At 73.2% G+C, this 20,980-nt stretch carries 23 protein-coding genes; 12 read left to right on the forward strand and 11 right to left on the reverse strand.

Annotated elements, in window-relative coordinates; translation table 11 throughout:
- Nucleotide 1 precedes the first annotated feature (1 nt).
- Nucleotides 2-643, forward strand: coding sequence for an alkaline shock response membrane anchor protein AmaP (locus tag ACIQTO_RS32015; protein ID WP_402395485.1), 642 nt, complete (start codon nucleotides 2-4; stop codon nucleotides 641-643).
- 26 nt (nucleotides 644-669) lie between these two features.
- Here the strand turns inward: ACIQTO_RS32015 and ACIQTO_RS32020 are convergent, their stop codons facing one another.
- Nucleotides 670-1,437 carry an SDR family oxidoreductase gene (locus ACIQTO_RS32020; protein ID WP_402395488.1) on the reverse strand — a complete coding sequence of 256 codons (768 nt, stop codon included), beginning with the start codon at nucleotides 1,435-1,437 and terminating at the stop codon, nucleotides 670-672.
- A gap of 178 nt (nucleotides 1,438-1,615) precedes the next feature.
- Here ACIQTO_RS32020 and ACIQTO_RS32025 point away from each other — a divergent pair, with 178 nt between their 5' ends.
- Both ACIQTO_RS32025 and ACIQTO_RS32030 read left to right on the forward strand, forming a co-directional pair.
- The gene (locus ACIQTO_RS32025; RefSeq protein WP_402395490.1) at nucleotides 1,616-2,041 is read left to right on the forward strand and encodes a MerR family transcriptional regulator; all 426 of its coding nucleotides are present in this window, start codon (nucleotides 1,616-1,618) and stop codon (nucleotides 2,039-2,041) included.
- Nucleotides 2,042-2,374: a thioredoxin family protein gene (locus tag ACIQTO_RS32030; RefSeq protein WP_380574280.1), complete on the forward strand. Its 333-nt coding sequence runs from the start codon at nucleotides 2,042-2,044 to the stop codon at nucleotides 2,372-2,374.
- Nucleotides 2,375-2,392: 18 nt separating this feature from the next.
- Here ACIQTO_RS32030 and ACIQTO_RS32035 read toward each other — a convergent pair whose 3' ends face one another.
- On the reverse strand, nucleotides 2,393-3,187 hold the full coding sequence (locus tag ACIQTO_RS32035) for an SURF1 family protein (protein WP_402395493.1): 795 nt from the start codon (nucleotides 3,185-3,187) through the stop codon (nucleotides 2,393-2,395).
- A 31-nt stretch (nucleotides 3,188-3,218) separates the two neighbouring features.
- The gene (locus tag ACIQTO_RS32040) at nucleotides 3,219-4,214 is read right to left on the reverse strand and encodes a DEDDh family exonuclease (protein WP_402395496.1); all 996 of its coding nucleotides are present in this window, start codon (nucleotides 4,212-4,214) and stop codon (nucleotides 3,219-3,221) included.
- Between the two features lie 158 nt (nucleotides 4,215-4,372).
- Between ACIQTO_RS32040 and ACIQTO_RS32045 the strand changes: the two genes are divergently transcribed.
- The 4 genes from ACIQTO_RS32045 to moaA all read left to right on the forward strand — a co-directional run bounded on the left by ACIQTO_RS32045 (nucleotide 4,373) and on the right by moaA (nucleotide 8,713).
- Nucleotides 4,373-5,416 (forward strand): zinc-dependent alcohol dehydrogenase family protein, encoded by a 1,044-nt coding sequence (locus ACIQTO_RS32045; RefSeq protein WP_402395498.1) that lies wholly within the window; start codon nucleotides 4,373-4,375, stop codon nucleotides 5,414-5,416.
- Between the two features lie 250 nt (nucleotides 5,417-5,666).
- A complete protein-coding gene (locus ACIQTO_RS32050; protein WP_402395501.1) occupies nucleotides 5,667-6,023 on the forward strand; it encodes a DUF485 domain-containing protein in 357 nt (118 codons plus the stop codon).
- Complete coding sequence (locus ACIQTO_RS32055) at nucleotides 6,020-7,630, forward strand: cation acetate symporter (protein WP_402395503.1); 1,611 nt, start codon at nucleotides 6,020-6,022, stop codon at nucleotides 7,628-7,630. Before ACIQTO_RS32050 ends, ACIQTO_RS32055 begins: the two co-directional genes overlap by 4 nt.
- A gap of 93 nt (nucleotides 7,631-7,723) precedes the next feature.
- On the forward strand, nucleotides 7,724-8,713 hold the full coding sequence (gene moaA / locus ACIQTO_RS32060; protein WP_402395506.1) for a GTP 3',8-cyclase MoaA: 990 nt from the start codon (nucleotides 7,724-7,726) through the stop codon (nucleotides 8,711-8,713).
- A 75-nt stretch (nucleotides 8,714-8,788) separates the two neighbouring features.
- Here moaA and ACIQTO_RS32065 read toward each other — a convergent pair whose 3' ends face one another.
- From ACIQTO_RS32065 to ACIQTO_RS32090, 6 genes are all read right to left on the reverse strand, one after another.
- On the reverse strand, nucleotides 8,789-9,046 hold the full coding sequence (locus ACIQTO_RS32065) for a hypothetical protein (RefSeq protein WP_402395509.1): 258 nt from the start codon (nucleotides 9,044-9,046) through the stop codon (nucleotides 8,789-8,791).
- 264 nt (nucleotides 9,047-9,310) lie between these two features.
- Nucleotides 9,311-9,694: a DUF3099 domain-containing protein gene (locus tag ACIQTO_RS32070; RefSeq protein ID WP_402395511.1), complete on the reverse strand. Its 384-nt coding sequence runs from the start codon at nucleotides 9,692-9,694 to the stop codon at nucleotides 9,311-9,313.
- Nucleotides 9,695-9,796: 102 nt separating this feature from the next.
- The gene (locus tag ACIQTO_RS32075; protein WP_402395512.1) at nucleotides 9,797-10,345 is read right to left on the reverse strand and encodes an RNA 2'-phosphotransferase; all 549 of its coding nucleotides are present in this window, start codon (nucleotides 10,343-10,345) and stop codon (nucleotides 9,797-9,799) included.
- Nucleotides 10,346-10,378: 33 nt separating this feature from the next.
- Nucleotides 10,379-11,776 carry a metallopeptidase TldD-related protein gene (locus ACIQTO_RS32080; protein WP_402395515.1) on the reverse strand — a complete coding sequence of 466 codons (1,398 nt, stop codon included), beginning with the start codon at nucleotides 11,774-11,776 and terminating at the stop codon, nucleotides 10,379-10,381.
- Nucleotides 11,776-13,329, reverse strand: coding sequence for a TldD/PmbA family protein (locus ACIQTO_RS32085; protein WP_402395575.1), 1,554 nt, complete (start codon nucleotides 13,327-13,329; stop codon nucleotides 11,776-11,778). Before ACIQTO_RS32085 ends, ACIQTO_RS32080 begins: the two co-directional genes overlap by 1 nt.
- A 148-nt stretch (nucleotides 13,330-13,477) precedes the next feature.
- Nucleotides 13,478-14,623, reverse strand: a complete 1,146-nt coding sequence (locus ACIQTO_RS32090; protein WP_402395518.1) for an MBL fold metallo-hydrolase — start codon at nucleotides 14,621-14,623, stop codon at nucleotides 13,478-13,480.
- 359 nt (nucleotides 14,624-14,982) lie between these two features.
- Here ACIQTO_RS32090 and fabG point away from each other — a divergent pair, with 359 nt between their 5' ends.
- Nucleotides 14,983-15,702 carry a 3-oxoacyl-[acyl-carrier-protein] reductase gene (gene fabG, locus ACIQTO_RS32095; protein ID WP_402395520.1) on the forward strand — a complete coding sequence of 240 codons (720 nt, stop codon included), beginning with the start codon at nucleotides 14,983-14,985 and terminating at the stop codon, nucleotides 15,700-15,702.
- A gap of 2 nt (nucleotides 15,703-15,704) precedes the next feature.
- Nucleotides 15,705-16,472 carry an enoyl-ACP reductase FabI gene (gene fabI / locus ACIQTO_RS32100; RefSeq protein WP_402395523.1) on the forward strand — a complete coding sequence of 256 codons (768 nt, stop codon included), beginning with the start codon at nucleotides 15,705-15,707 and terminating at the stop codon, nucleotides 16,470-16,472.
- A 105-nt stretch (nucleotides 16,473-16,577) separates the two neighbouring features.
- On the opposite strand, the gene ACIQTO_RS32105 is transcribed toward fabI, so the two are convergent.
- Complete coding sequence (locus tag ACIQTO_RS32105) at nucleotides 16,578-17,252, reverse strand: FadR/GntR family transcriptional regulator (RefSeq protein WP_402395525.1); 675 nt, start codon at nucleotides 17,250-17,252, stop codon at nucleotides 16,578-16,580.
- Nucleotides 17,253-17,382: 130 nt separating this feature from the next.
- Between ACIQTO_RS32105 and ACIQTO_RS32110 the strand changes: the two genes are divergently transcribed.
- From ACIQTO_RS32110 to ACIQTO_RS32120, 3 genes are all read left to right on the forward strand, one after another.
- Nucleotides 17,383-18,684 (forward strand): CynX/NimT family MFS transporter, encoded by a 1,302-nt coding sequence (locus ACIQTO_RS32110; RefSeq protein ID WP_402395527.1) that lies wholly within the window; start codon nucleotides 17,383-17,385, stop codon nucleotides 18,682-18,684.
- Between the two features lie 66 nt (nucleotides 18,685-18,750).
- Nucleotides 18,751-18,873, forward strand: coding sequence for an SGM_5486 family transporter-associated protein (locus ACIQTO_RS32115; protein WP_402395528.1), 123 nt, complete (start codon nucleotides 18,751-18,753; stop codon nucleotides 18,871-18,873).
- A 204-nt stretch (nucleotides 18,874-19,077) separates the two neighbouring features.
- Nucleotides 19,078-19,605 (forward strand): SixA phosphatase family protein, encoded by a 528-nt coding sequence (locus ACIQTO_RS32120; protein WP_402395531.1) that lies wholly within the window; start codon nucleotides 19,078-19,080, stop codon nucleotides 19,603-19,605.
- 71 nt (nucleotides 19,606-19,676) lie between these two features.
- Here ACIQTO_RS32120 and serB read toward each other — a convergent pair whose 3' ends face one another.
- Nucleotides 19,677-20,933 carry a phosphoserine phosphatase SerB gene (serB, locus tag ACIQTO_RS32125; protein ID WP_402395534.1) on the reverse strand — a complete coding sequence of 419 codons (1,257 nt, stop codon included), beginning with the start codon at nucleotides 20,931-20,933 and terminating at the stop codon, nucleotides 19,677-19,679.
- Nucleotides 20,934-20,980: the final 47 nt, after the last annotated feature.

Here is a 20,980-nt window from a genome sequence, read left to right on the forward strand (position 1 = left end):
GATGAGCCGGTCCACCGTCAACCGGGTGCTGCTGGGCGTGGTCGGGGTCCTGCTGCTGGTGACCGGCCTGCTGGTGCTGGCCGGCGGGCTCGACCTCTACGCGCGGCTCGGGGTGGACCTGCCCGACCGGTGGCCGCTCGCCGCGCCGGACCGGCCGGTCGTCAGCGCCGCGTCACGGACCCGTTGGGTGGACGAGTCCTGGTGGTGGCCGGCGGTGATCGCCGGGCTGGCCCTGCTGGTGGCCGGCGCCGCCTGGTGGCTCTTCGGCCAACTGCGGCGCAGCGGCCCGGCGACCATCGTCCTCCCCACGCCCGGTGCGAGCGGGCTGCGGCTGCGGCTGCGCACCCGGGCCCTGGAGGAGGCGCTGGAGACCGGGACGGTGGTCCTCCCGGAGGTCGAACGGGTGTCCGTCCGGCTGCTGCGCGGGTCGGGGCGGCCGAGGCTGCGGGCCGCCGTGCGGCTGACCCCGGGGGGTGAGCCGGCCGAGCTGGTGGAGCACTTCGAGACCGGTCCGCGCAGCGACGCCCGGTCCAGCCTCGGGCTGGCCGAGCTGCCCGCCGAACTGCGGATGCGGGTGCGGGCGGCGAAGCCGGCCGCCGCTGCGGGACGCGGCGGCCGGCGTCGGCGGTCGCGGGTCGAGTAGCCGGTGACCCCGCTCCGGCGGGTGGGTCAGAGCCCGCGCAGGGCGCCCCCGTCGACCGGGATCATCACACCGGTCAGATAGGAGGCGGCGGGGGAGAGCGCGAAGGCCGCGACCTTCCCGAACTCCGCCGGGGTGCCGTAGCGGCCGAGCGGGATGGTGGCGCTGTTGCGGGCCCGGGCGGCGGCGGCGTCGCCGCCGAGGGCGTCCAGCTCGCGGACCCGGTCGGTGTCGATCCTGGCCGGGAGCAGGCCGACCACCCGGATCCCGCGCGGGCCCAGCTCGTCGGCGAGCGACTTGGCGGCCATCGCCAGGCCGGGCCGCAGACCGTTGGAGATGCCGAGGCCGGCGATGGGCTCGCGGACCGAGCCGGAGAGCACGAAGCCGATCACGCCGCCCTCGCCGAGCGCCTCGGCGGCGGCCCGGGCGAGCCGCAGGGCGCCGAGGAAGACCGACTCGAAGGCACCGCGCCAGGCCTCCTCGGGAGCGGTGCTCACCGGGCCGGCCGGCGGGCCGCCGACGCTGATCAGTACGCCGTCCAGCCGCCCGAAGCGCTCCACCGCCCCGGTGATCAGCCGCCCGGCGGTCTCCGGGTCCGTGTTGTCGGCCACCAGGCCGTGCGCCGCGCCGCCGCCGAGGGCGTCGAGCTCGGCCACCGCCGCGTCGACGGACTCCTTGCTCCGGCCGCTGACCAGCACCCGGGCGCCGTCGGCGGCCAGCTCCCGGGCGGCCGCGAGGCCGAGGCCCCGGGTGGCGCCGGTGACCACGTACACCGTGTCCTTCAGTCCAAGATCCATGGCTCCCATCCTGCCGGGTCGGGGGAGCGGCGGGGTAGGGGGCGCGGCCCGGCCGCCGGGGTGCCCGTACCGGCGAGTTTCGGCCGACCGCGTCGGCACGCTGGCCTTGACGCCCGCGTCAAGGTCTACCGTCGTACCCGACGGCGTTCGAACGGCGGCCGGAAGGAATGGTGCGGTCATGCGGATCGGTGAGCTGGCGGAGCGGGCGGGGACGACCACCCGGGCGCTGCGCTACTACGAGCAGCTCGGACTGTTGCCCGCCCGCCGGGCGGGCAACGGCTACCGCGCGTACGGCGAGGGCGATCTGCGGCTGCTGAAGCAGATCCGCACGCTCCAGGACTTCGGCTTCGAGCTGGAGGAGACCCGCCCGTTCGTGGAGTGCCTGCGGGCGGGCCACCCGGAGGGGGACTCCTGCCCGGCCTCGCTCGAGGTCTACCGGCGCAAGCTGGCCGAGCTGGACGAGTGCGTCGCCCGGCTCCAGGAGGTCCGTACGCAGGTGGCCGAACAGTTCGCCCGGGCCGAGCAGGCCCGCGACGAACTGGCGGCCGAGGCCGCCTGGCAGACGCCGCAGTGTGAGTTGGCAGTCGAGTGGGAGGAGCGGTAAATGGGGAAGATCGCTGGGGTTCCGGAGGTCACGGACGACACGTTCGCGACCGAGGTACTGGCGGCCGACGGGCCGGTCCTGGTGGAGTTCACGGCGGACTGGTGTCCTCCGTGCCGCCAGATGGTGCCGGTCCTGGCCGACATCGCGAAGGAGGAGGCGCACCGGCTCACCGTGGTCACCGTGGACGTGGACCACAATCCGCAGACCCAGGCCGCGTACGGGGTCCTGTCGATGCCGACACTGATGCTCTTCCGGGGCGGTGAGCCGGTGAAGTCGATGGTCGGCGCCCGGGCCAAGGTGCGGCTGCTGCGCGAGCTGGAGGACGTCCTGTAGCTCGCGGCACGTCCGCGGCTACGCCGGTACGGCTTCCGGCTCCACCTCGGCCCCGGCGGCCTCCTTGGCGCGGTCCTTGGCCTCGCGGCGGACCATGACCCAGAAACCGACCGGGATCATCGCCGTGAACAGCCACCACTGGATCGCGTACGCCATGTGCGGGCCGATGTCGGAGTGGTTGGGCTCGGGCAGCATCTCGGGCTGGTCGGCCGGGGCCGGGGTGGTGGCGGTGAGCTCCAGGTAGCCGCCGAGCAGGGGGACGCCGCTCTCCCTGGTCTGCTGGTCGCTGCTGATCAGGTTGAACTGCCGGTCCGGCAGGCCGGCCCGGTCCCGGATGCTGCCGGACGCGACCTCGTCCGGGCGCAGGCGGCCGGCCAGGGTGACCTCCCCGGCCGGCGCCGCCGGCACCGCCGGGTAGGTGGTGGCGGACTCACCGGACGCCACCCAGCCGCGGTTGACCAGGACGGTGCCCTTGCCGTCGGAGAGCCTGAGCGGCGTGACGACGAAGTAGCCGACCTTCTCCTCCGAGCTGGTCCGCTTGCGGACCACGAACTCGTGCTCCGGGTCGTACTGCCCGGTGGCCGTCACCGCGCGCCAGTTCAGGTCCTTGGTGACCGCGGCGCCGGGCGCGGCCGACAGCGTGTCGAACGGGACCGGGTGGTCGGTGAGGGCGTGCGCGATCAGCTCGTTGCGGGCCACCCGCGCCTCGTGGCGGTGCAACTGCCAGAACCCCAGCCGGATGGTGGCGGGGATCATCAGCAGGGCGATCAGCAGCGTGATCAGCCAGCGCCGGGAGAGCAGAAAACGGTACACATGGGCACGGTACGCCCACCTCACACCCGGCTCACGCACCGGGGTGCGGCGCGACTTCGCGCAGCAGTTGGAGGAAGGCGTCCTCGCCGACCACCGGGGTGCCGACCTCGCGGGCCCTGCGGGCCTTGCCGCTCCAGCCGCCGGGTTCGTTGGTGACCAGCAGGCTGGTGAGCCTGCTCACCGAGGAGGCGATGTGCAGGCCGGCCTCCACCGCGCGGTCCTCCAGCAGCTCGCGGTCGGTCGCGGTGTCGCCGGTGAACGCCACCCGCATGCCCTGCACCAGCGGCTTGCCGTCCTCCCAGCGCCCCGGGTTCGGGTACGGGCACGGCGGGCGCTTGCGGGCCTGCCGGTAGGAGGAGCCGGTCCAGGAGCTGCGGCCGGGGGAGGCGGGCTCCTCCTCGCCGAGGTCGGTGACGGCCACGCAGGTCTGCAGCGGCAGCGGGACGCCCCCCGAGCGGGCCAGGTGCAGGCTGGGGCGGAACGCCTCGGCGAGCACCCGGGCGTCGTCCAGGGCGTTGTGCGCCTGGCGCTGGCTGACACCGAAGTACCCGGCGAGCGAGGACAGCTTGCCGTTGGGCAGCGGCAGCCGCAGGTCGCGGGAGAGGACCATGGTGCAGATCCGCTGGTCCACCGGGGCGTGCAGGCCGGCCCGGGAGAACTCGCGGGAGATCATGTTCCAGTCGAAGAGCGCGTTGTGGGCGACCATGACCCGGCCGCGCAGCCGCTCGGCGAACTCCTCGGCGATCTCCGGGAAGGTCGGTGCGCCCGCCAGCAGGTCACCGGTGAGGCCGTGGATCCAGACCGGGCCGGGATCGCGCCCGGGGTTGACCAGCGTGTACCAGTGGTCGGTGACCTCGCCGTCGGCGTCCAGCTGGTAGAGGCCGGCCGAGATGACGCGGTCCGAGCGGCCGAGGCCGGTGGTCTCGACGTCGACCACCGCGAACCCCTCGTCGGGGGCGGCGGAGCGCTGGGCGGGGACGGGGACGGTCCGCGGCGCGCCGTTCGTCTCGGGCTGGATCGCATGCATGGTCAAACAGAATAAGCGCCGTCGAGGCCGTCCTCGGTCGAAATGTTCGTACCGACCGGCCGGAATAGAGTGGGACGCGTATTCGTCGTACACCCAGTCGAATATTCCCCGGCCGCTCGACACCCCCACGCGGCCGTCTCTGTGAAGGACGAACCCCCATGCGCGCCACCGTGATCCACGGCCCCAACGACATCCGGATCGAGGAGGTGCCGGACGCGGTGATCCAACACCCGACCGACGCCGTGGTGCGCGTGGTGAACGCCTGTATCTGCGGCAGCGACCTCTGGGCCTACCGGGGGGTGGCGGAGCGGGTGGCCGGGCAGCGGATCGGGCACGAGTTCCTCGGCGTGGTCGAGGAGACCGGTTCGGAGGTCCGCGACCTCCGGCCGGGCGACCTGGTGGTCGCGCCGTTCGTCTGGTCGGACGGCACCTGTGATTTCTGTCGCGAAGGGCTGCAGACCTCCTGCCCGCACGGCGGCTTCTGGGGCCAGGTCGGCTCGGACGGCGGCCAGGGCGAGGCCGTGCGCGTCCCGTTCGCGGACGGCACGCTGGTGCGGCTGCCCAAGGAGGCGGCGGGCGACGAGAAGCTGCTGCCCCACCTGCTCGCCCTCTCCGACGTGATGGCCACCGGCCATCACGCGGCGGTCACCGCGGGCGTGCGCCCCGGCGCCACCGTCGCGGTGGTCGGCGACGGCGCGGTGGGCCTGTGCGGCGTACTGGCGGCGCACCGGCTCGGCGCGGGCCGGATCATCGCGCTCGGCCGGCACACCGCCCGTACCGACCTGGCCCGGCGGTTCGGGGCGACGGACGTGGTCGCCGAGCGCGGCGAGGCCGCGATCGAGGCGGTCAAGGAGCTGACCGGCGGACAGGGCGCGCACGCCGTCCTGGAGGCGGTCGGCACCGAGGAGTCGATGCGCACCGCGATCTCGATCACCCGGGACGGCGGCGCGGTCGGCTACGTCGGGGTGCCGCACGGCGGCAGCGCCGGCGTCGACATCGGCCAGATGTTCGGCCGAAACGTTTCGCTCAACGGTGGCGTCGCGCCGGCCCGCGCGTACATCCCCGAGCTGCTGGAGGACGTCCTCTCCGGCGCCATCCAGCCCGGTCTGGTCTTCGACCGCACCGTCGACCTGGACGGTGTGCCGGACGGCTACCGGGCGATGGACGACCGCTCCGCGCTGAAGGTCCGGATCACCTTCTGACGCATCGTCACCACAGGCTCCGGCAGGGGCGGCACCGCACAGCGGTGCCGCCCTTTCCGTTGACCGGAAGTGATGGTTTTCGGCCAATTGACTAGTGCGGGAGGGTGAACGAATGGCTGATCACGGTCAACCCCTTTCGGGGCGGGCGGGACGCTCCTAGCATTGCGCGGCGCGCATCCGGACTGTGACGCCCCTCACGTCCGATCGTTCCACTGGTGCGACCACTACGCCGAAGGAGTGAGGAGACAACGTGGAATCGCCGCCGATCACCACTGCCCCTACCGAAGTCCAACTCATCGAAGAGGGCGAGGAGTTCCGCACCCTTCGAAAGTCCTTCCGGAGCTTCGCGTTCCCGGTCACCATCGGGTTCGTCCTCTGGTACCTGCTCTACGTCCTGCTCTCCAGCTACGCCCCCGGTCTGATGGGCACCAAGGTGGCCGGGCACATCAACGTCGCCCTGGTGCTGGGGCTGCTGCAGTTCGTCACCACCTTCGCCATCGCGGCCTGGTACGCGCGCTACGCGGACCGGCGGCTCGACCCGCCCGCCGCCGCGATCCGCGAAGCCCAGGGCGCCGTGGTCCACGCCCCCCGGGAGGCCGCCGAATGAGTCTGCTCGCCAGCTCCGCCACCGAGCACCGCGGTCTGACGATGACCCTGTTCGGGTTCTTCGTCCTGGCCACCCTCGGCATCACCGTCTGGGCCGGCCGGCAGACCAAGGGCGCCGCCGACTTCTACGCCGGCGGCCGCGGCTTCACCGGCTTCCAGAACGGTCTGGCCATCTCCGGCGACTACATGTCCGCCGCGTCCTTCCTCGGCATCGCCGGCGCCATCGCGCTCTCCGGCTACGACGGCTTCCTCTACTCGATCGGCTTCCTGGTCGCCTGGCTGGTCGCGCTGCTGCTGGTCGCCGAACCGCTGCGCAACTCCGGCCGCTACACCATGGCGGACGTCCTGGCCTTCCGGATGAAGCAGCGCCCCGTCCGGACCGCCGCCGGCATCTCCACCATCGTGGTGTCGATCTTCTACCTGCTCGCCCAGATGGTCGGCGCCGGGACGCTGGTGGCCCTGCTGCTCGGCGTCAGCGGGGACGGCGCCAAGCGCCTGACCATCGTCGCCGTCGGCGCGCTGATGGTGATCTACGTGGTGATAGGGGGTATGAAGGGCACCACCTGGGTGCAGATCGTCAAGGCCGTGCTGCTGATCGCGGGCACCGCGCTGATGACCGTCCTGGTGCTGGCCAAGTACCACTTCAACCCCTCCGCGCTGCTCGGCGCCGCCGCCGACGCCAGCGGCAAGGGCGCCGCGTTCCTCGAACCGGGGCTGAAGTACGGGGCCAGCGGGACGACCAAGCTCGACTTCCTCAGCCTCGGGATCGCGCTGGTGCTCGGCACCGCCGGCCTGCCGCACATCCTGGTCCGCTTCTACACCGTGCCCACCGCCAAGGCCGCCCGGAAGTCCGTGCTCTGGGCGATCGGCATCATCGGCGGCTTCTACCTGATGACCCTGGCGCTCGGCTTCGGCGCGGCCGCGCTGGTCGGCCCCAAGGCGATCAAGGCGGCCAACGCGGCCGGCAACACCGCCGCCCCGCAGCTCGCCGAGAAACTCGGCGGCGGCGCGGGCACGACCGGTGGCGCGATCCTGCTGGCGGTGATCTCCGCGGTGGCCTTCGCCACCATCCTCGCCGTCGTGGCCGGCCTCACCCTGGCCTCGTCGGCCTCCTTCGCCCATGACCTCTACGCCAACGTCATCCGGCGGGGCAAGGCCTCCGAGAAGGAGGAGATCCTCTCGGCGAAGTGGGCCGCCGTCGCGATCGGCGCGGTCGCCATCGTGCTCAGCCTCTTCGCGGGGAAGCTCAACACCGCCGCCCTGGTCGCCCTGGCCTTCGCGGTGGCCGCCTCCGCCAACCTGCCCACGCTGCTCTACTCACTGTTCTGGAAGCGCTTCACCACGGCCGGCGCGGTCAGTTCCGTCTACGCCGGTCTGATCAGCTCGGTGACATTGGTGCTCTTCTCGCCGGTCGTCTCCGGGGCCAAGACCTCGCTCTTCCCGGACTCCGACTTCCACTGGTTCCCGCTGGAGAACCCCGGACTGGTCTCCATCCCGATCGGCTTCCTGGCCGGCTGGATCGGCACGCTGCTCTCCAAGGAGAAGGCCGACCCGGCGAAGTACGCTGAACTGGAGGTCCGCTCGCTGACCGGGCTGGGCGCCCACTGACGGGCGGGTGATGACTAAGCTGGCCCGGCCCCGCGGTTGCGGAGGCCGGGTCGGCCGCATCTCCCGGCCGCGATCTCACCGGAAGGGACCGCCGTGCTGCTCGACACCTTCGGCCGGCAGGCCATCGACCTGCGGGTCTCCCTCACCGACCGGTGCAACCTGCGCTGCACCTACTGCATGCCGGAGGAGGGCCTGCAGTGGCTGGCCAAGCCCGACCTGCTCACCGACGAGGAGATCGTCCGGCTGGTCACCGTCGCCGTGCACGACCTCGGCGTCCGGGAGGTCCGCTTCACCGGCGGCGAGCCGCTGCTGCGCCCCGGGCTGGTCGGGATCGTCGCCGCCTGCGCCGCCCTCGAACCGCGCCCCGAGCTCTCCCTCACCACCAACGGCATCGGTCTCGCCCGGACCGCCGAGGCCCTGCGCGCCGCCGGGCTGGACCGGGTCAACGTGTCGCTCGACACCCTCGACCCGGAGACCTTCCACACCCTCACCCGTCGCCGCCGCCACCAGGACGTGCTGGACGGGCTGGCCGCCGCCGAGGCCGCCGGGCTGACGCCGGTCAAGCTGAACGCCGTGCTGATGCGCGGGGTCAACGACCACGAGGCGCCCGAGCTGCTCGCCCGGTGCCTGGAGCACGGCTACGAGCTGCGGTTCATCGAGCAGATGCCGCTGGACGCCCAGCACGGCTGGGACCGCTCCTCGATGGTGACCGCCGACGAGATCCTGGAGCGGCTCGCCACCCGCTTCACGCTCACCCCCGAGCCCTCCGCCCGTCGCGGCGCCGCCCCGGCCGAGCGCTGGCTGGTCGACGGCGGTCCCGGCCGGGTGGGCGTGATCGCCTCGGTCACCCGCCCGTTCTGCCGGGCCTGCGACCGGACCCGGCTGACCGCCGACGGCCAGGTCCGCAACTGCCTCTTCGCGACCGGCGAGACGGATCTGCGGACCGCGCTGCGCTCGGGCGCGGGCGACGCCGAACTCGGCGAACTCTGGCGCGCGGCGATGTGGGGCAAGAAGGCGGGCGCCGGGATAGACAACCCGGAGTTCCTCCAGCCCGAGCGGCCGATGTCCGCGATCGGCGGCTGACCCACGCGGTGTCCGGGCCCGCTCGGGCGCCCGGGCCCGCGTGCTGACCGGGCCCGCGCGGTGCGGGTGGCGGCGCTAGCGGGAGGGCAGGCCCGGGCCCGGCGCGTCCTGCGGGGTCCAGTCGGCGAGGGCGACGACCTCCTTGAGGAAACCGCGCACGCCGAGGAACTGGGAGAGGTGCTCGCGGTGCTCCTCGCAGGCCGCCCAGGTCTTGCGGCGGTCCGGGGTGTGCAGCTTCGGGTTGTTCCAGACCAGCACCCACCGGGCGTCCGACCGGCAGCCCTTGGCCGAGCAGACCGGCGTCTGCGTCTGCGGGGAGCCCGGGGATTCCATGGTGCCGTCCTCAGCGATAGGCGGGTGGTCTGCACCGCCAGTCTGCCACGGCCCCGGACGGCGAAAACGGTCCGGGCATGGCGACGCCGGGCAGCCACGGGGGGAGCCGCCCGGCGTCGGTCCGTCGCTCCGACGGGGGATGCGGAGCGCGTACGCAGTATGTCACGGCATGACCCCGGTATGGGGAGGTCTTGCATGATTAATCTGAGGTTCTTTTGAGCTTTCTGTCGAGGGAGTCGCTAGAAAACCCTCTAAAACGGACAGTCAGTTCTGCCCCTGTGAAGAATCGGTGGGCACGCTCTGTGCCACAGGGGCATCAGCTGAACCACCGGCCCCACCCCTACCACCGGGGCCCAGCATCAGCGGGGTTCCCGGCGGGACGTCGAAGGTGCTCGGCAGCCCGGGTGCCCGCTCGCGGCCGGCATTGGCGATCAGCACCGCGAAGTAGGGCAGCAGCACCGCACCCGCCAGCGCGACGAACGCCAGCACCCGCTGGACGTCCCAGAGGATCACCGCGAGCAGGACGCAGACGGTGCGGAGCAGCATCGACGCCACATAGCGGCGCTGTCGCCCCCGGACGTCCTCGGTGAGGCTGCTGCGTGCCCCCGTGATCCGGTGGACCTGTCCACCGCCGGCGCTCTTGCCCATGTCCTACCGCCCTCGTCCACGCGCCCGCGCGCCTCGCCGCACGGCCACTTCACGGTACGCCGCGCGGGGGCGGCCGACGAGACCGGGGGCGGGCGGCGCGGGCTACTGCGGCCGGGAGAGGTACTCCGGCGGTACCGCGTCCGTCAGCCAGACGCCGTTGGCACTGATCCGGAAGGTGTGGCCGGCCGCCGCCATCGCGGCGGCGTCGACCACCAGGACCACCGGGCGGCCGTGCCGTGAGCCGACCCGCACCGCGGTGTCGGTGTCGGCCGAGAGGTGGACGTCCCGGCGGGCCATCGGCCGCAGGCCCTCGTGGAATATCGCGTCCAGGCTCCGGGCGGCGGTGCCGTGGAACAGCCGCGCCGGCGGCACGGCGGCGGCCAGACCGAGGTCGACCGCCACCGTGTGCCCCTGGCTGGCCCGGATCGAGAGGCCGTCCTCGGAGTAGGCGAAGCGGCGCTTGTCGTTGGTCGCCACCACGTGGTCCAGCTCGGCCCTGGTCAGCCGGGTGCCCTTCGCCGCCAGCGCGGCGAGCAGGACGTCCACCCCGACCCAGCCCGCCCCGTCCAGGGTGATCCCGACCCGCTCGGGCTCGTGCCGCAGGACGCGGGACAGCGTCCTGCTGGTTCTGACCGTGCGCTTCTCGTCCATGACCCTCGATCCCTCGTCCCCCGTGCGCCGGGCTCAGGAAGCCTGGCTCACCGAACTCATGTTGAAGCCCGAGACCCGCACCGGCGGCATCGCGGCCCGGGTGAACCAGTCGCCCCACTCGCGCGGCAGGCAGCGCTCCGTGCGGCCCACCTCGGTGACCCGGCCGAGCAGGTCGACCGGCGACTCGTTGAACCGGAAGTTGTTCACCGCGCCGACCACCTCGCCGTTCTCCACCAGGTACACGCCGTCCCGGGTGAGGCCGGTGAGCAGCAGGTTCGCCGGGTCCACCTCGCGGATGTACCAGAGGCAGGTGACCAGCAGTCCGCGCTCGGTGCGGGCGATCATCTCGTCCAGCGTCGGCGCGGAACTCCGGTCGGCCGTCTCCAGCACGAGGTTGTCCAGCGCCGGCCGCAGCGGCAGGCCGGTGAGCCCGGCGGAGTGCCGGGTGGTGACCAGCTCGGCCAGCTCGCCCTCGCGGATCCACTCGGTGGCGGTGAGCTCCAGGCCGTTGTCGAAGACCGAGGAGTCCCCGCCGGTGCTGTGCGTCAGCACGAACGGCGCCGCCTCCAGGCCCGGCTCGGCCGGGTCGGAGCGCAGCGTCAGCGGCAGCGGGGCCAGCTTGTCGCCGATCCTGGTGCCGCCACCGGCCCGGGAGAAGACCGTCCGGCCCTCGGCGGCGTCCCGGCCGCCCATCTCCCAGCTCAGGTAGACCATGAGGTCGGCCACCGCGGAGGGCGGCAGCAGCGTCTCGTAGCGGCCGGCGGGCAGGTCGATCCTGCGGGCGCCCCAGGCCAGCCGCTTGGTCAGCTGGGTGTGCAGCTCGGTGACGTCGACGTCGGCGAAGTCCCGGGTGGCGGCGCCGGCCCAGGCCGAACCGGACAGGTCGGCGGTCTTGGCGTTCAGCTCGACCGTGCCGGTCGGCTGGTCGTGGCGCAGCCGCAGGCCGGTGGAGGTGCCGAGGTAGCTGGAGACCACCTCGTGCCGGGCGAACCCGTACAGCAGCTCGCCCTGGGCGGCGGCCCGGGCGAAGGCCTCGCCGAGGGCGGGCGCGAAGGCCGCGAAGACCTCGATCGACGTCTCGGCCGGCGGCTCTCCGAAGTCGGGCGAGGCCGGCCGGGTGGCCACCAGCGGCTGCGCGTCCTCGGCCGGACCGGCCGCCAGGGCGGCCTGCTCGGCGGCCCGCACCAGGCCCTCCACCTCGTCCGGGGTGACGGCCTCGCGCGAGACCACGCCGGAGGCGGTGCCCTCGGCGCCCGCCACCGTGGCGATCACGGTGAGCCGGCGGCCCCTGGTCACCCCGTTGGTGGTGAGCGCGTTGCCGGCCCAGCGCAGGTTGGCGGTCGACTCCTCGTCGGCGATCACCACGCAGCCGTCGGCGCGGGAGAGGCCGAGCGCCAGCTCGACGAGTTCGTGGGGCTGCATCGCGGTCATCAGTGACCCGCCTCCTGCTGGGTGTTGAGCACGTTGACGTTGCGGAACAGCGCGGAGGGGCAGCCGTGGCTGACCGCCGCGACCTGGCCGGGCTGCGCCTTGCCGCAGTTGAAGGCCCCGCCGAGGACGTAGGTCTGCGGGCCGCCGACGGCCGCCATCGAGCCCCAGAAGTCGGTGGTGGTGGCCTGGTAGGCGAAGTCCTTGACCTGGCCGGCGAGTTCGCCGTCGCGGATGGCGTAGGCGCGCTGACCGGTGAACTGGAAGTTGTAGCGCTGCATGTCGATCGACCAGGAGCGGTCGCCGACGATGTACAGGCCGTTCTCCACGCCCGCGAACAGACCCTCGGTGTCGGGGCCGTCGGCGGCCGGCCGGAGCGAGACGTTGGCCATCCGCTGGACCGGGACGTGCGCGGGGGAGTCGGCGAAGGCGCAGCCGTTGGAGCGGTCGAAGCCCTTGAGCCTCGCCATCCCCCGGTCGAGCTGGTAGCCCACCAGTACCCCGTCCTTGACGAGGTCCCAGGACCCGGTGGCGACGCCCTCGTCGTCGTAGCCGATCGTCGAGAGGCCGTGTTCGGCGGTGCGGTCGCCGGTGACGTGCATCAGCTCGGAGCCGTAGCGCAGCGAGCCCAGCTGGTCGAAGGTGGCGAACGAGGTGCCGGCGTAGGCGGCCTCGTAGCCGAGCGCGCGGTCCAGCTCGGTGGCGTGGCCGATCGACTCGTGGATGGTCAGCCAGAGGTTGGACGGGTCGATCACCAGGTCGTAGCGGCCCGGTTCGACGCTCGGCGCCCGCATCTTCTCGGCCAGCAGGGTCGGCAGTTCCGCCAGTTCGGCGTCCCAGTCCCAGCCGGTGCCGCGCAGGTACTCGAAGCCGCGCCCGGCCGGCGGGGCCAGCGTGCGCATCGAGTCGAAGGCCCCGGTGCGCTCGTCCACCGAGGTGGCCTCCAGCGAGGGGTGCAGCCGGATCCGCTGCTGGGTGGTGACGGTGCCGGCGGTGTCGGCGTAGAACTTGTTCTCCTGCACCGTCAGCAGGCTGGCCTGGACGTGCGAGACGCCCTCGGCGGACAGCAGCCGCGCGCTCCAGTCGGCGAGCAGCGCCGTCTTCTCCGCGTCGGGCACGTCGAAGGGGTTCACCTCGTACGCGGAGACCCAGGTGGCGTCGTGGTGGACCGGCTCGGCCGCCAGCTCGACGCGCTCCGTCGACCCGGCCGCCCGGCTGATCCCGCCGGAGAGCCGGGCCACCGCGACGGCCTGTTCGGCGACGCGCGCGGCCGCGCCCGGGGTGAGGTCCACCCCGGCGGCGAAGCCCCAGGCGCCGTCCAGCAGGACCCGGACGGCGAAGCCGAGCTGGACGCTGTCGGAGGTGCCGGCCGGCCGGGCGTCGCGCAGTCGCCAGGACGCGCTGCGGACCCGCTCCAGGCGGAAGTCGGCGTGCTCGGCGCCGAGTTCACGCGCGCGGGTGAGCGCCGCGTCGGCCAGGGCGCGCAGTGGGTAGGCGAGGAACAGCGGGTCGACGGCGCGTCCGTGCGGGGCACCGGAACTGCTGGTCGGGGGCAGCGGAGGCAAGCGGGCTCCCTGGTCGGGGGGATGACGGTGCGGGTACTCCGGACCGGGGTACCCGCACGGCATCATGTCCCGTTCGGGGGGTTTGGGCCAGCGCATTCCGGTGGTGACACGCGGCGGCCCGCGAGCGCGGGTGGGCCGGTCAGCCGACCGTCTCCCACCAGCCGTCCAGCTCCGGCGGGTTGTCGACGTCCACCCGCTCGCCGGGGCGCGGCACCGCGAGCGGGACGGCCTGCGCCTTGGCCTCGACCAGCAGCCGCTCGATCGGCTCGGCCCACGGGTGCAGGCCCAGGTTGAAGGTGCACCAGTGGACGGGCAGCAGCAGACCGGCGTTCAGTTCACGGTGCGCGAGGACGGCGTCCTCCGGCGTCATGTGGATGTCGGCCCAGGCGGTGTCGTAGGCGCCGATCTGCACCAGCGCGGCGTCGAACGGGCCGTGCCGCTCGCCGATCCGCGCGTAGCCCTCGAAGTAGCCGGAGTCCCCGGTGTAGAAGACCTTGCGGGTCGGTCCGGCGATCACCCAGGAGCCCCAGAGCGTGGTGTTGCGGGTCAGGCCGCGTCCGGAGAAGTGGTGGGCGGAGGTGAGCGTGACGGCCAGCTCGCCGAGCGTGCAGGTCTCGTCCCAGTCCAGCTCGATGATCCGGTGCTCCGGCACGCCCCAGCGGCGCAGGTGGCCGCCGATGCCCAGCGGCACCGCGAACGGCGCGGACTGGCTGCGGACCAGCCGCTTGACCGTCGCCATGTCCAGGTGGTCGTAGTGGTCGTGCGAGATCAGCACCGCGTCGACCTGCGGCAGCTCCTCCAGCTCCACCGGCACCGGGTGCAGCCGCTTGGGGCCGACGTGCGCCGCGGGGGAGCAGCGGTCGCTCCAGACCGGGTCGAGCAGGACCCGGGTGCCCTCGATCTCGACCAGCGCGGAGGCGTGGCCGTACCAGGTGATCTCCACGCCCTCGGCGGCCGGGCGCGGGCCGCCGGCCGGGCGGACGGTGGGGACCGGGTTGGTGGGCACCCGGCCCTCGCGCTCGAACAGCATCCGGCGCACGGTGTCCCGGTCGATGTCGGGCGCGGACTTGGCCCGGGCCACCGTGGACGGCGCGTTGTGGAAGACGCCGTCCCGGTACTGCGGGGAGTTCCGCACCCGGGCCTCGCGGGCGGCGTCCGGCCGCCGTCCGAAGGCCGCCGGCAGGTCGCGCAACGACCAGGCGGCCGCTCCCGCGCCGGCCGCCAGTGCGGCCAGGGCCAGCAGTCGTCCCCGCCGGTGGGTGGTACCGGGCTGTGCCTCGCTCATCCGTGCTCTGCCTTCGCTCGTCGCCGTGGCCGCCGGGCCCCGCGCGCCGGGGCCCGTCCAGGAATCGGTACGGCCGGCCCCGGTCGTCCCGCACCACGGAGGCAACGGGTGCACCCCGTCGCGTTGTTCCCGGAGAACCGCCGCAGTGGACGCCACAAGGGTAGGCCGGGGCCGGTGGGGACCGGGTGCCGATCGGGTGCGGATCGGGTGGGAGCGGCCCCGGCGCGGATTGTTGGATTGCGACAGTTCCTTCGGCGAGGCGCTGTGGGGGCTCGATTCGTCGCCGCCCCGGGACGACCGATAGCGTCACACTGCGTGCTCATTCCGCGTGCGCGCACACTACGGAGAGAGGTGGATCGTTGAGCCGCTCGGTTCTCGTCACCGGAGGAAACCGGGGCATCGGCCTCGCGATCGCCCTGGCCTTCGCCGAGGCGGGCGACAAGGTCGCCATCACCAGCCGCTCGGGTGAGGTACCCGCGGAGCTGGCCAAGTACGACGTGCTCGCGGTGCGCTGCGACATCACGGACAGCGCGCAGGTCGACGCGGCGTTCACGGAGATCGAGGCCACCCACGGCGGGGTCGAGGTGCTGGTCGCCAACGCGGGCATCACCCACGACACCCTGCTGCTGCGGATGTCCGAGGAGGACTTCACCTCCGTCGTCGACACCAACCTGACCGGCACGTTCCGGGTGGTCAAGCGCGCCTCCAAGCTGATGATGCGCGCGCGCAGGGGCCGGGTCGTGCTGATCTCCTCGGTGGTCGGCCTCTCGGGCTCCCCGGGCCAGGCCAACTACGCCGCCTCCAAGGCGGGCCTGGTCGGCTTCGCGCGCTCGCTGGCGCGCGAGCTGGGCCCGCGCAACATCACCGTCAACGTGGTCGCCCCCGGCTTCGTCGACACCGACATGACCGCAGTGCTCAGCGACGAGCGCCGCGCGGAGATCGTCTCGGGCGTGCCGCTGGGCCGCTACGCGGCGCCCGCCGAGGTCGCCAACACCGTGCGGTTCCTCGGTTCGGACGAGGCCGCGTACATCACCGGAGCCGTCATTCCCGTCGACGGCGGATTGGGCATGGGTCACTGAACATGAGTGGAATCCTCGAAGGAAAGCGGATCCTGATCACGGGCGTGCTGATGGAGTCCTCCATCGCCTTCCACACCGCGAAGCTCGCCCAGGAGCAGGGGGCGGAGATCATCCTCACCGCCTTCCCGCGCCCGACCCTCACCGAGCGGATCGCCAGGAAGCTGCCGAAGCCGGTCAAGGTGCTGGAGCTCGACGTCTCCAGCGAGGAGCAGCTGGCCGGTATCGCCGACCAGGTCCGCGAGCACCTGCCGAGCCTGGACGGCATCGTCCACTCGATCGGCTTCGCCCCGCAGGACGCCCTGGGCGGCAACTTCCTGAACACGCCGTGGGAGTCCGTGGCCACGGCCATGCAGGTCTCGGCGTTCTCGCTGAAGTCGCTCACCACGGCGCTGCTGCCGCTGATGCAGGACGGCGGGGCCGTGGTCGGTCTGACCTTCGACGCCCAGTTCGCCTGGCCGAAGTACGACTGGATGGGCCCGGCCAAGGCCGCGCTGGAGGCCACCTCCCGCTACCTGGCCCGTGACCTCGGCTCGCGCAACATCCGGGTCAACCTGGTCTCGGCGGGCCCGATCGGCTCGATGGCCGCCAAGTCCATCCCGGGTTTCGGCGACCTCGCCGCCACCTGGGACGCCCGTTCCCCGCTGAAGTGGGACCTGAGCGACCCGGAGCCGGCCGGCCGCGGTGTCGTCGCCCTGCTCTCGGACTGGTTCCCGAAGACCACGGGCGAGATCGTCCACGTGGACGGCGGCCTGCACGCCATCGGCGCCTGACGCCTCCCGCGCACACCGCTGCCCGGCACTCCCTCGAAGGGGGTGCCGGGCAGCGGCGTTTCCGTCGGTGCGTGCGTGCGTCCGGGACGCGGGCGCCGGTCGGGGTCAGGCGTCGGGCGGGGTGCAGGCGCCGATCGCGCGGCCGGCCTCCAGCGAGGCGCGCTGCGGGTCGCCGGCCCGGATCGCGTCGAGGATCGTGGCGTGGCCGAGGTAGCGCTCCGCGATCAGCTCCGGGCCGACGTCGTGCCGCAGGTGGGCCCGGGTGACCTCGCCGAGGTCGGCGTAGACGGCCAGCAGGACGTCGTTGTGGGCGGCGGCGACCACGGCCTGGTGGAAGGCGGCGTCGGCCTGGATGAAGTCCTCGGCGTCACCGGAGCGCCAGGCGTCCTCGCGGCGGGCCAGGGTGGCGTCCAGCAGGGCGAGGTCGCGCGCGGTGCGGCGGGTGGCGGCGAGGCCGGCCGCCGAGGTCTCCAGGGTGACCCGCAGTTCGGCGACCTGCGACTGGTCGGCGTCGGCGAAGCGGCGGTGCATGACCCCGGCCAGCTCGCTGGTGGCCAGCACATAGGTGCCCGAGCCCTGCCGGATGTCCAGCAGCCCGTTGTGGGCCAGGGCGCGGACCGCCTCGCGGACGGTGTTGCGGGCGACGCCGAGCTGCTCGACCAGGGCGGCCTCGGTCGGGATGCGTGAGCCGACGGGCCATTCGCCCGAGGTGATCTGGGCGCGCAGCTGCGCGATCACCTGGTCGGACAGCGGGGTGCGCCTCGGAGAGGACAGCGCCACGGGGGGCTCCTTGCGGCTTCGGGTCGGCGGTGGGGGCGTCGGCCGGCGGGTGGGTCGGCTTCGGGCGGGTCGGGACATCATGCCAAGTCGAGGATGCGCTAATTCATCCCATCATTCTATGATGGCTCGCATGCCTCCCGCAGCAGACACCACCACCGCCCCGCCAACCGGGCTCCGGCCGCAGACCGAGCGGCCCGCCACCTCCTCCTCCCCCTCCTCCGACCGGAGCAAGTACCTCGGCTGGCTGTTCGCCGTCGCGATCGCCGCCGCCGCCTTCAACCTGCGCCCGGTGGTCACCAGCCTCGGGCCGCTGCTGAAGGAGGTCACGGCCGACCTCGGGATGAGCCCGACGGTGGCCGGCCTGCTCGCGGCCGTCCCCTCGCTCTGCTTCGCCGTGTTCGGCTTCTCCGCGCCGGGGATGGCCCGCCGGGTCGGCCCGATCGCGGTGGTCACCGCGGGCATGGGCGCGATCACCGCAGGTGTCCTGGCCCGGTCGTTCGCGGGCGGCACGGCGGTGTTCCTGCTGCTCACCGCGCTGGCGCTGGCCGGGGTGGCGGTCTCCAACGTGCTGATCCCGGTGGTGATCAAGCGCTACTTCCCGGACCGGGTCGGCCCGATGATCGGCCTCTACTCGATGGCCCTGTCGGCCGGCACCGCGCTCGCCGCCGCGGTCACCGTCCCGATGACCAGCGCGCTCGGCGGCGACTGGCGGGTCGGGCTCGGCGTCTGGGCCGCGCTCGGCGCGGTCGCCCTGGTGCTCTGGCTGATCGTCACCGCGCTCAAGCGCGAGCGCGGCGACAAGGCCTCCGGCACGACCACCGACCGGCTGCCGATCACCCGCAGCCGCACCGCCTGGGCGATGGCCTGCTTCTTCGGGCTCCAGGCCACCGGCGCCTACGCCGTGATGGGCTTCCTGCCGACGATCTTCCAGGACGCCGGCGTCTCCGAGGGCACCTCCGGGGTGCTGCTGGCGCTCACCATGGTGATCGGTGTGCCGGTCTCCTTCGTGCTGCCCAACCTCGCCGCCCGGCGCGGCGACCAGCGCGTCTTCGTCGTGGTCCTGGCTGCCTGCGGCATCGCCGGCTACACCGGGCTGGCGCTGGCCCCGGCGGGTGGGTCCTGGATCTGGGTCGTCCTGGTCGGCCTGTCCAACTGCGCCTTCCCGCTGGTGCTCACCATGATCGGCCTGCGGGCCCGGACCGCCGGCGGCGTGGCCCAGCTCTCCGCCTTCGCCCAGGGCGTCGGCTACCTGATCTCCATCCCGGGCCCGATCCTGATCGGCCGGCTCTACGACGTGACCGGTGAGTGGTACCTGCCGCTGGGCCTGCTCGCCCTGCTGCTGGTGCCGCAGATGCTGTTCGGTCTGCGGGCGGCGATGGCCCGGCACATCGAGGACGAGGCGGTGCGCCCGGCCGCGGCCGCGAAGGCCTGAGGCGGGACCGGCGGCCCCGGCGGGGCCGGTGACGGACGGGCGTGGCCGGGGTGGGAGAATCCGGTCATGCCCGTACTCGACCCGAACCCCACCGACGGCCACAAGAAGCTCGGCCAGCTCGCCGCACTGATCGTCGGCATCGTGGTGCTGCTGGCGATCGTCGCCACGGTGGCCCAGAACATCGGCTGACCGGCCGCGCACCGGCCGCCGCGGCCGCGCCGCGCCCCACCGTCCGCCCGCCCGGCCGTCGGCCGGGTGCCGACGCGTGGACCGGCCGCCGTCCGGCGTGCCAACCGCCGGTGAACGGCGCATGATGGCGCCCTCCACTCCTGAGAGTGGCGGCAACCGGCGGCATCGCGCCCCCGGGCGGCTTTTCTGCCAAGCTTGCTGGGTATGAGCGCCGACACGCCCCGCAGGATCATCGTTCTCCGCCATGCCAAGGCCGACTGGCCCAACGGCGTCGACGACCACGAGCGGCCGCTGGCCGACCGGGGCCGTCACCAGGCCCCGGACGCCGGCCGCTGGCTGGTCGACTCCGGCATCAATCCCGACTACGTGCTCTGCTCCCCGGCCCTGCGTACCCGCGAGACGTGGAAGCTCGCCGCGCACGAGCTGCCCAAGCGCGCCCGGAAGACCGTGTACGAGGAGCGGATCTACGAGGCCAGCCCCGGCGAGATCATCACCGTCCTGCAGGAGACCCCGGAGGAGTACGCGGACGTGGTGCTGGTGGGCCACAACCCCGGCGTGCTCGGGCTGACGCAGGTGCTGGCCGGTGACGAGGGCGACCGGGAGGCGCTGGAGCGGCTGCGGCTCGGCGGCTTCCCGACCGCGGCCGTCGCGGTGCTCAGCTTCAGCGGCTCCTGGAAGGGCGTCGAGCCGGGCGTGGCCGCGCTGGTCTCGTACTACACGCCGCAGGACTGAGCCGACCGGGCCGGCCGGCCCGGCGAACGTGAGGGGCGCGGGGACCAGCCCCGCGCCCCTCACGTTCCGCGCTACTCGGTCGGCGTGCCGTCCAGCAGGTCGGCGGCCTCGACCTCTTCGCGGGTGATGCCCAGCAGGTACAGCACGGTGTCCAGGAACGGCACGTTCACCGCGGTGTCGGCGGCCTCCCGCACCACCGGCTTGGCGTTGAAGGCCACACCCAGCCCGGCCGCGTTCAGCATGTCCAGGTCGTTGGCGCCGTCGCCGATCGCCACCGTCTGCTCCAGCGGCACCTTCGCCTGCTCGGCGAAGCGGGCCAGCCAGCGGGCCTTGCCGGCCCGGTCCACGATCTCGCCGACCACCCGGCCGGTGAACTTGCCGTCCGCCACCTCCAGGGTGTTGGCGGCCGCGAAGTCCAGGCCCAGCTGCTCCACCAGGTGGTCGGTGACCTGGGTGAAGCCACCGGAGACCACCCCGACCTGGAAGCCCAGCCGCTGCAGCGTGCGGATCAGGGTCCGCGCGCCCGGCGTGAACCGGACCTCGGCGCGGACCTTCTCGGTCACCCCGGCGTCCAGTCCGGCCAGCAGCGCCACCCGGGCGTGCAGCGACTCGGCGAAGTCCAGCTCGCCGCGCATCGCCGCGGCCGTCACCGCGGCGACCTCCTCCTCGCAGCCCGCGTGGGCGGCGAAGAGCTCGATCACCTCGTCCTGGATCAGCGTGGAGTCGACGTCCATGACCACCAGGCGCTTGGCCCGGCGTTCGAGGCCCGCCGCCACCACCGCGATGTCCACCCGCTGCTGGGCCGCCTCCTGGGCCAGCGCGGCGCGCAGCTCGTCGGTGGCGACACCGGAGACGGCCAGTTCGACGGCGGTCACCGGGTACTTGGCCAGCCGGAAGACACGGTCGATGTTGCCGCCGGAGGCGGTGATCCGGGCGGTGAGCGCCGACACCGCGGCGGCGGTCAGCGGGTGGCCCAGCACGGTGACGTGCGAACGGCCCTCGCGGCGCGGCCGGTTGTCGCCGATACCGGAGATGATCTCGGCCTGGAGCTTCTGCTCCTCGGCCCAACGGTGCACGGTGGAGCGCAGCCCGCCCTCGGCGCCCGGCGTAGTCGGCGGGGTGACCAGGGCACACAGCGTTATCCGGCCCCGGGTCACGACCTGCTCGATGTCGATGACGTCGACGCCGAAACCGGCGAGGGTGGCGAAGAGGCCGGCGGTGATGCCGGGGCGGTCCTTGCCGAACACCTTGACGAGCAGGGTGCGCTCGTCCTCGGTCCGGGGCTGCGGGGCGGGGAACGGCTCGGCGGCCAAGGGCGATGCGTTCATGGTGACTCCCACGCTACCCGCCGGCCGGCGCCGTCACGGCACCCGTC

It is taken from the genome of Kitasatospora sp. NPDC091207 (assembly GCF_044768625.1).
GTDB lineage: Bacteria > Actinomycetota > Actinomycetes > Streptomycetales > Streptomycetaceae > Kitasatospora.

Coding starts and splice junctions, on each gene's coding strand:
- ACIQTO_RS32015 (WP_402395485.1), top strand. CDS start 2: ATGAGCCGGTCCACCGTCAACCGGGTGCTGCTGGGCGTGGTCGGGGTC.
- ACIQTO_RS32020 (WP_402395488.1), bottom strand. CDS start 1,437: ATGGATCTTGGACTGAAGGACACGGTGTACGTGGTCACCGGCGCCACC.
- ACIQTO_RS32025 (WP_402395490.1), top strand. CDS start 1,616: ATGCGGATCGGTGAGCTGGCGGAGCGGGCGGGGACGACCACCCGGGCG.
- ACIQTO_RS32030 (WP_380574280.1), top strand. CDS start 2,042: ATGGGGAAGATCGCTGGGGTTCCGGAGGTCACGGACGACACGTTCGCG.
- ACIQTO_RS32040 (WP_402395496.1), bottom strand. CDS start 4,214: ATGCATGCGATCCAGCCCGAGACGAACGGCGCGCCGCGGACCGTCCCC.
- ACIQTO_RS32045 (WP_402395498.1), top strand. CDS start 4,373: ATGCGCGCCACCGTGATCCACGGCCCCAACGACATCCGGATCGAGGAG.
- ACIQTO_RS32055 (WP_402395503.1), top strand. CDS start 6,020: ATGAGTCTGCTCGCCAGCTCCGCCACCGAGCACCGCGGTCTGACGATG.
- ACIQTO_RS32065 (WP_402395509.1), bottom strand. CDS start 9,046: ATGGAATCCCCGGGCTCCCCGCAGACGCAGACGCCGGTCTGCTCGGCC.
- ACIQTO_RS32070 (WP_402395511.1), bottom strand. CDS start 9,694: ATGGGCAAGAGCGCCGGCGGTGGACAGGTCCACCGGATCACGGGGGCA.
- ACIQTO_RS32075 (WP_402395512.1), bottom strand. CDS start 10,345: ATGGACGAGAAGCGCACGGTCAGAACCAGCAGGACGCTGTCCCGCGTC.
- ACIQTO_RS32080 (WP_402395515.1), bottom strand. CDS start 11,776: ATGACCGCGATGCAGCCCCACGAACTCGTCGAGCTGGCGCTCGGCCTC.
- ACIQTO_RS32090 (WP_402395518.1), bottom strand. CDS start 14,623: ATGAGCGAGGCACAGCCCGGTACCACCCACCGGCGGGGACGACTGCTG.
- fabI (WP_402395523.1), top strand. CDS start 15,705: ATGAGTGGAATCCTCGAAGGAAAGCGGATCCTGATCACGGGCGTGCTG.
- ACIQTO_RS32110 (WP_402395527.1), top strand. CDS start 17,383: ATGCCTCCCGCAGCAGACACCACCACCGCCCCGCCAACCGGGCTCCGG.
- ACIQTO_RS32115 (WP_402395528.1), top strand. CDS start 18,751: ATGCCCGTACTCGACCCGAACCCCACCGACGGCCACAAGAAGCTCGGC.
- ACIQTO_RS32120 (WP_402395531.1), top strand. CDS start 19,078: ATGAGCGCCGACACGCCCCGCAGGATCATCGTTCTCCGCCATGCCAAG.
- serB (WP_402395534.1), bottom strand. CDS start 20,933: ATGAACGCATCGCCCTTGGCCGCCGAGCCGTTCCCCGCCCCGCAGCCC.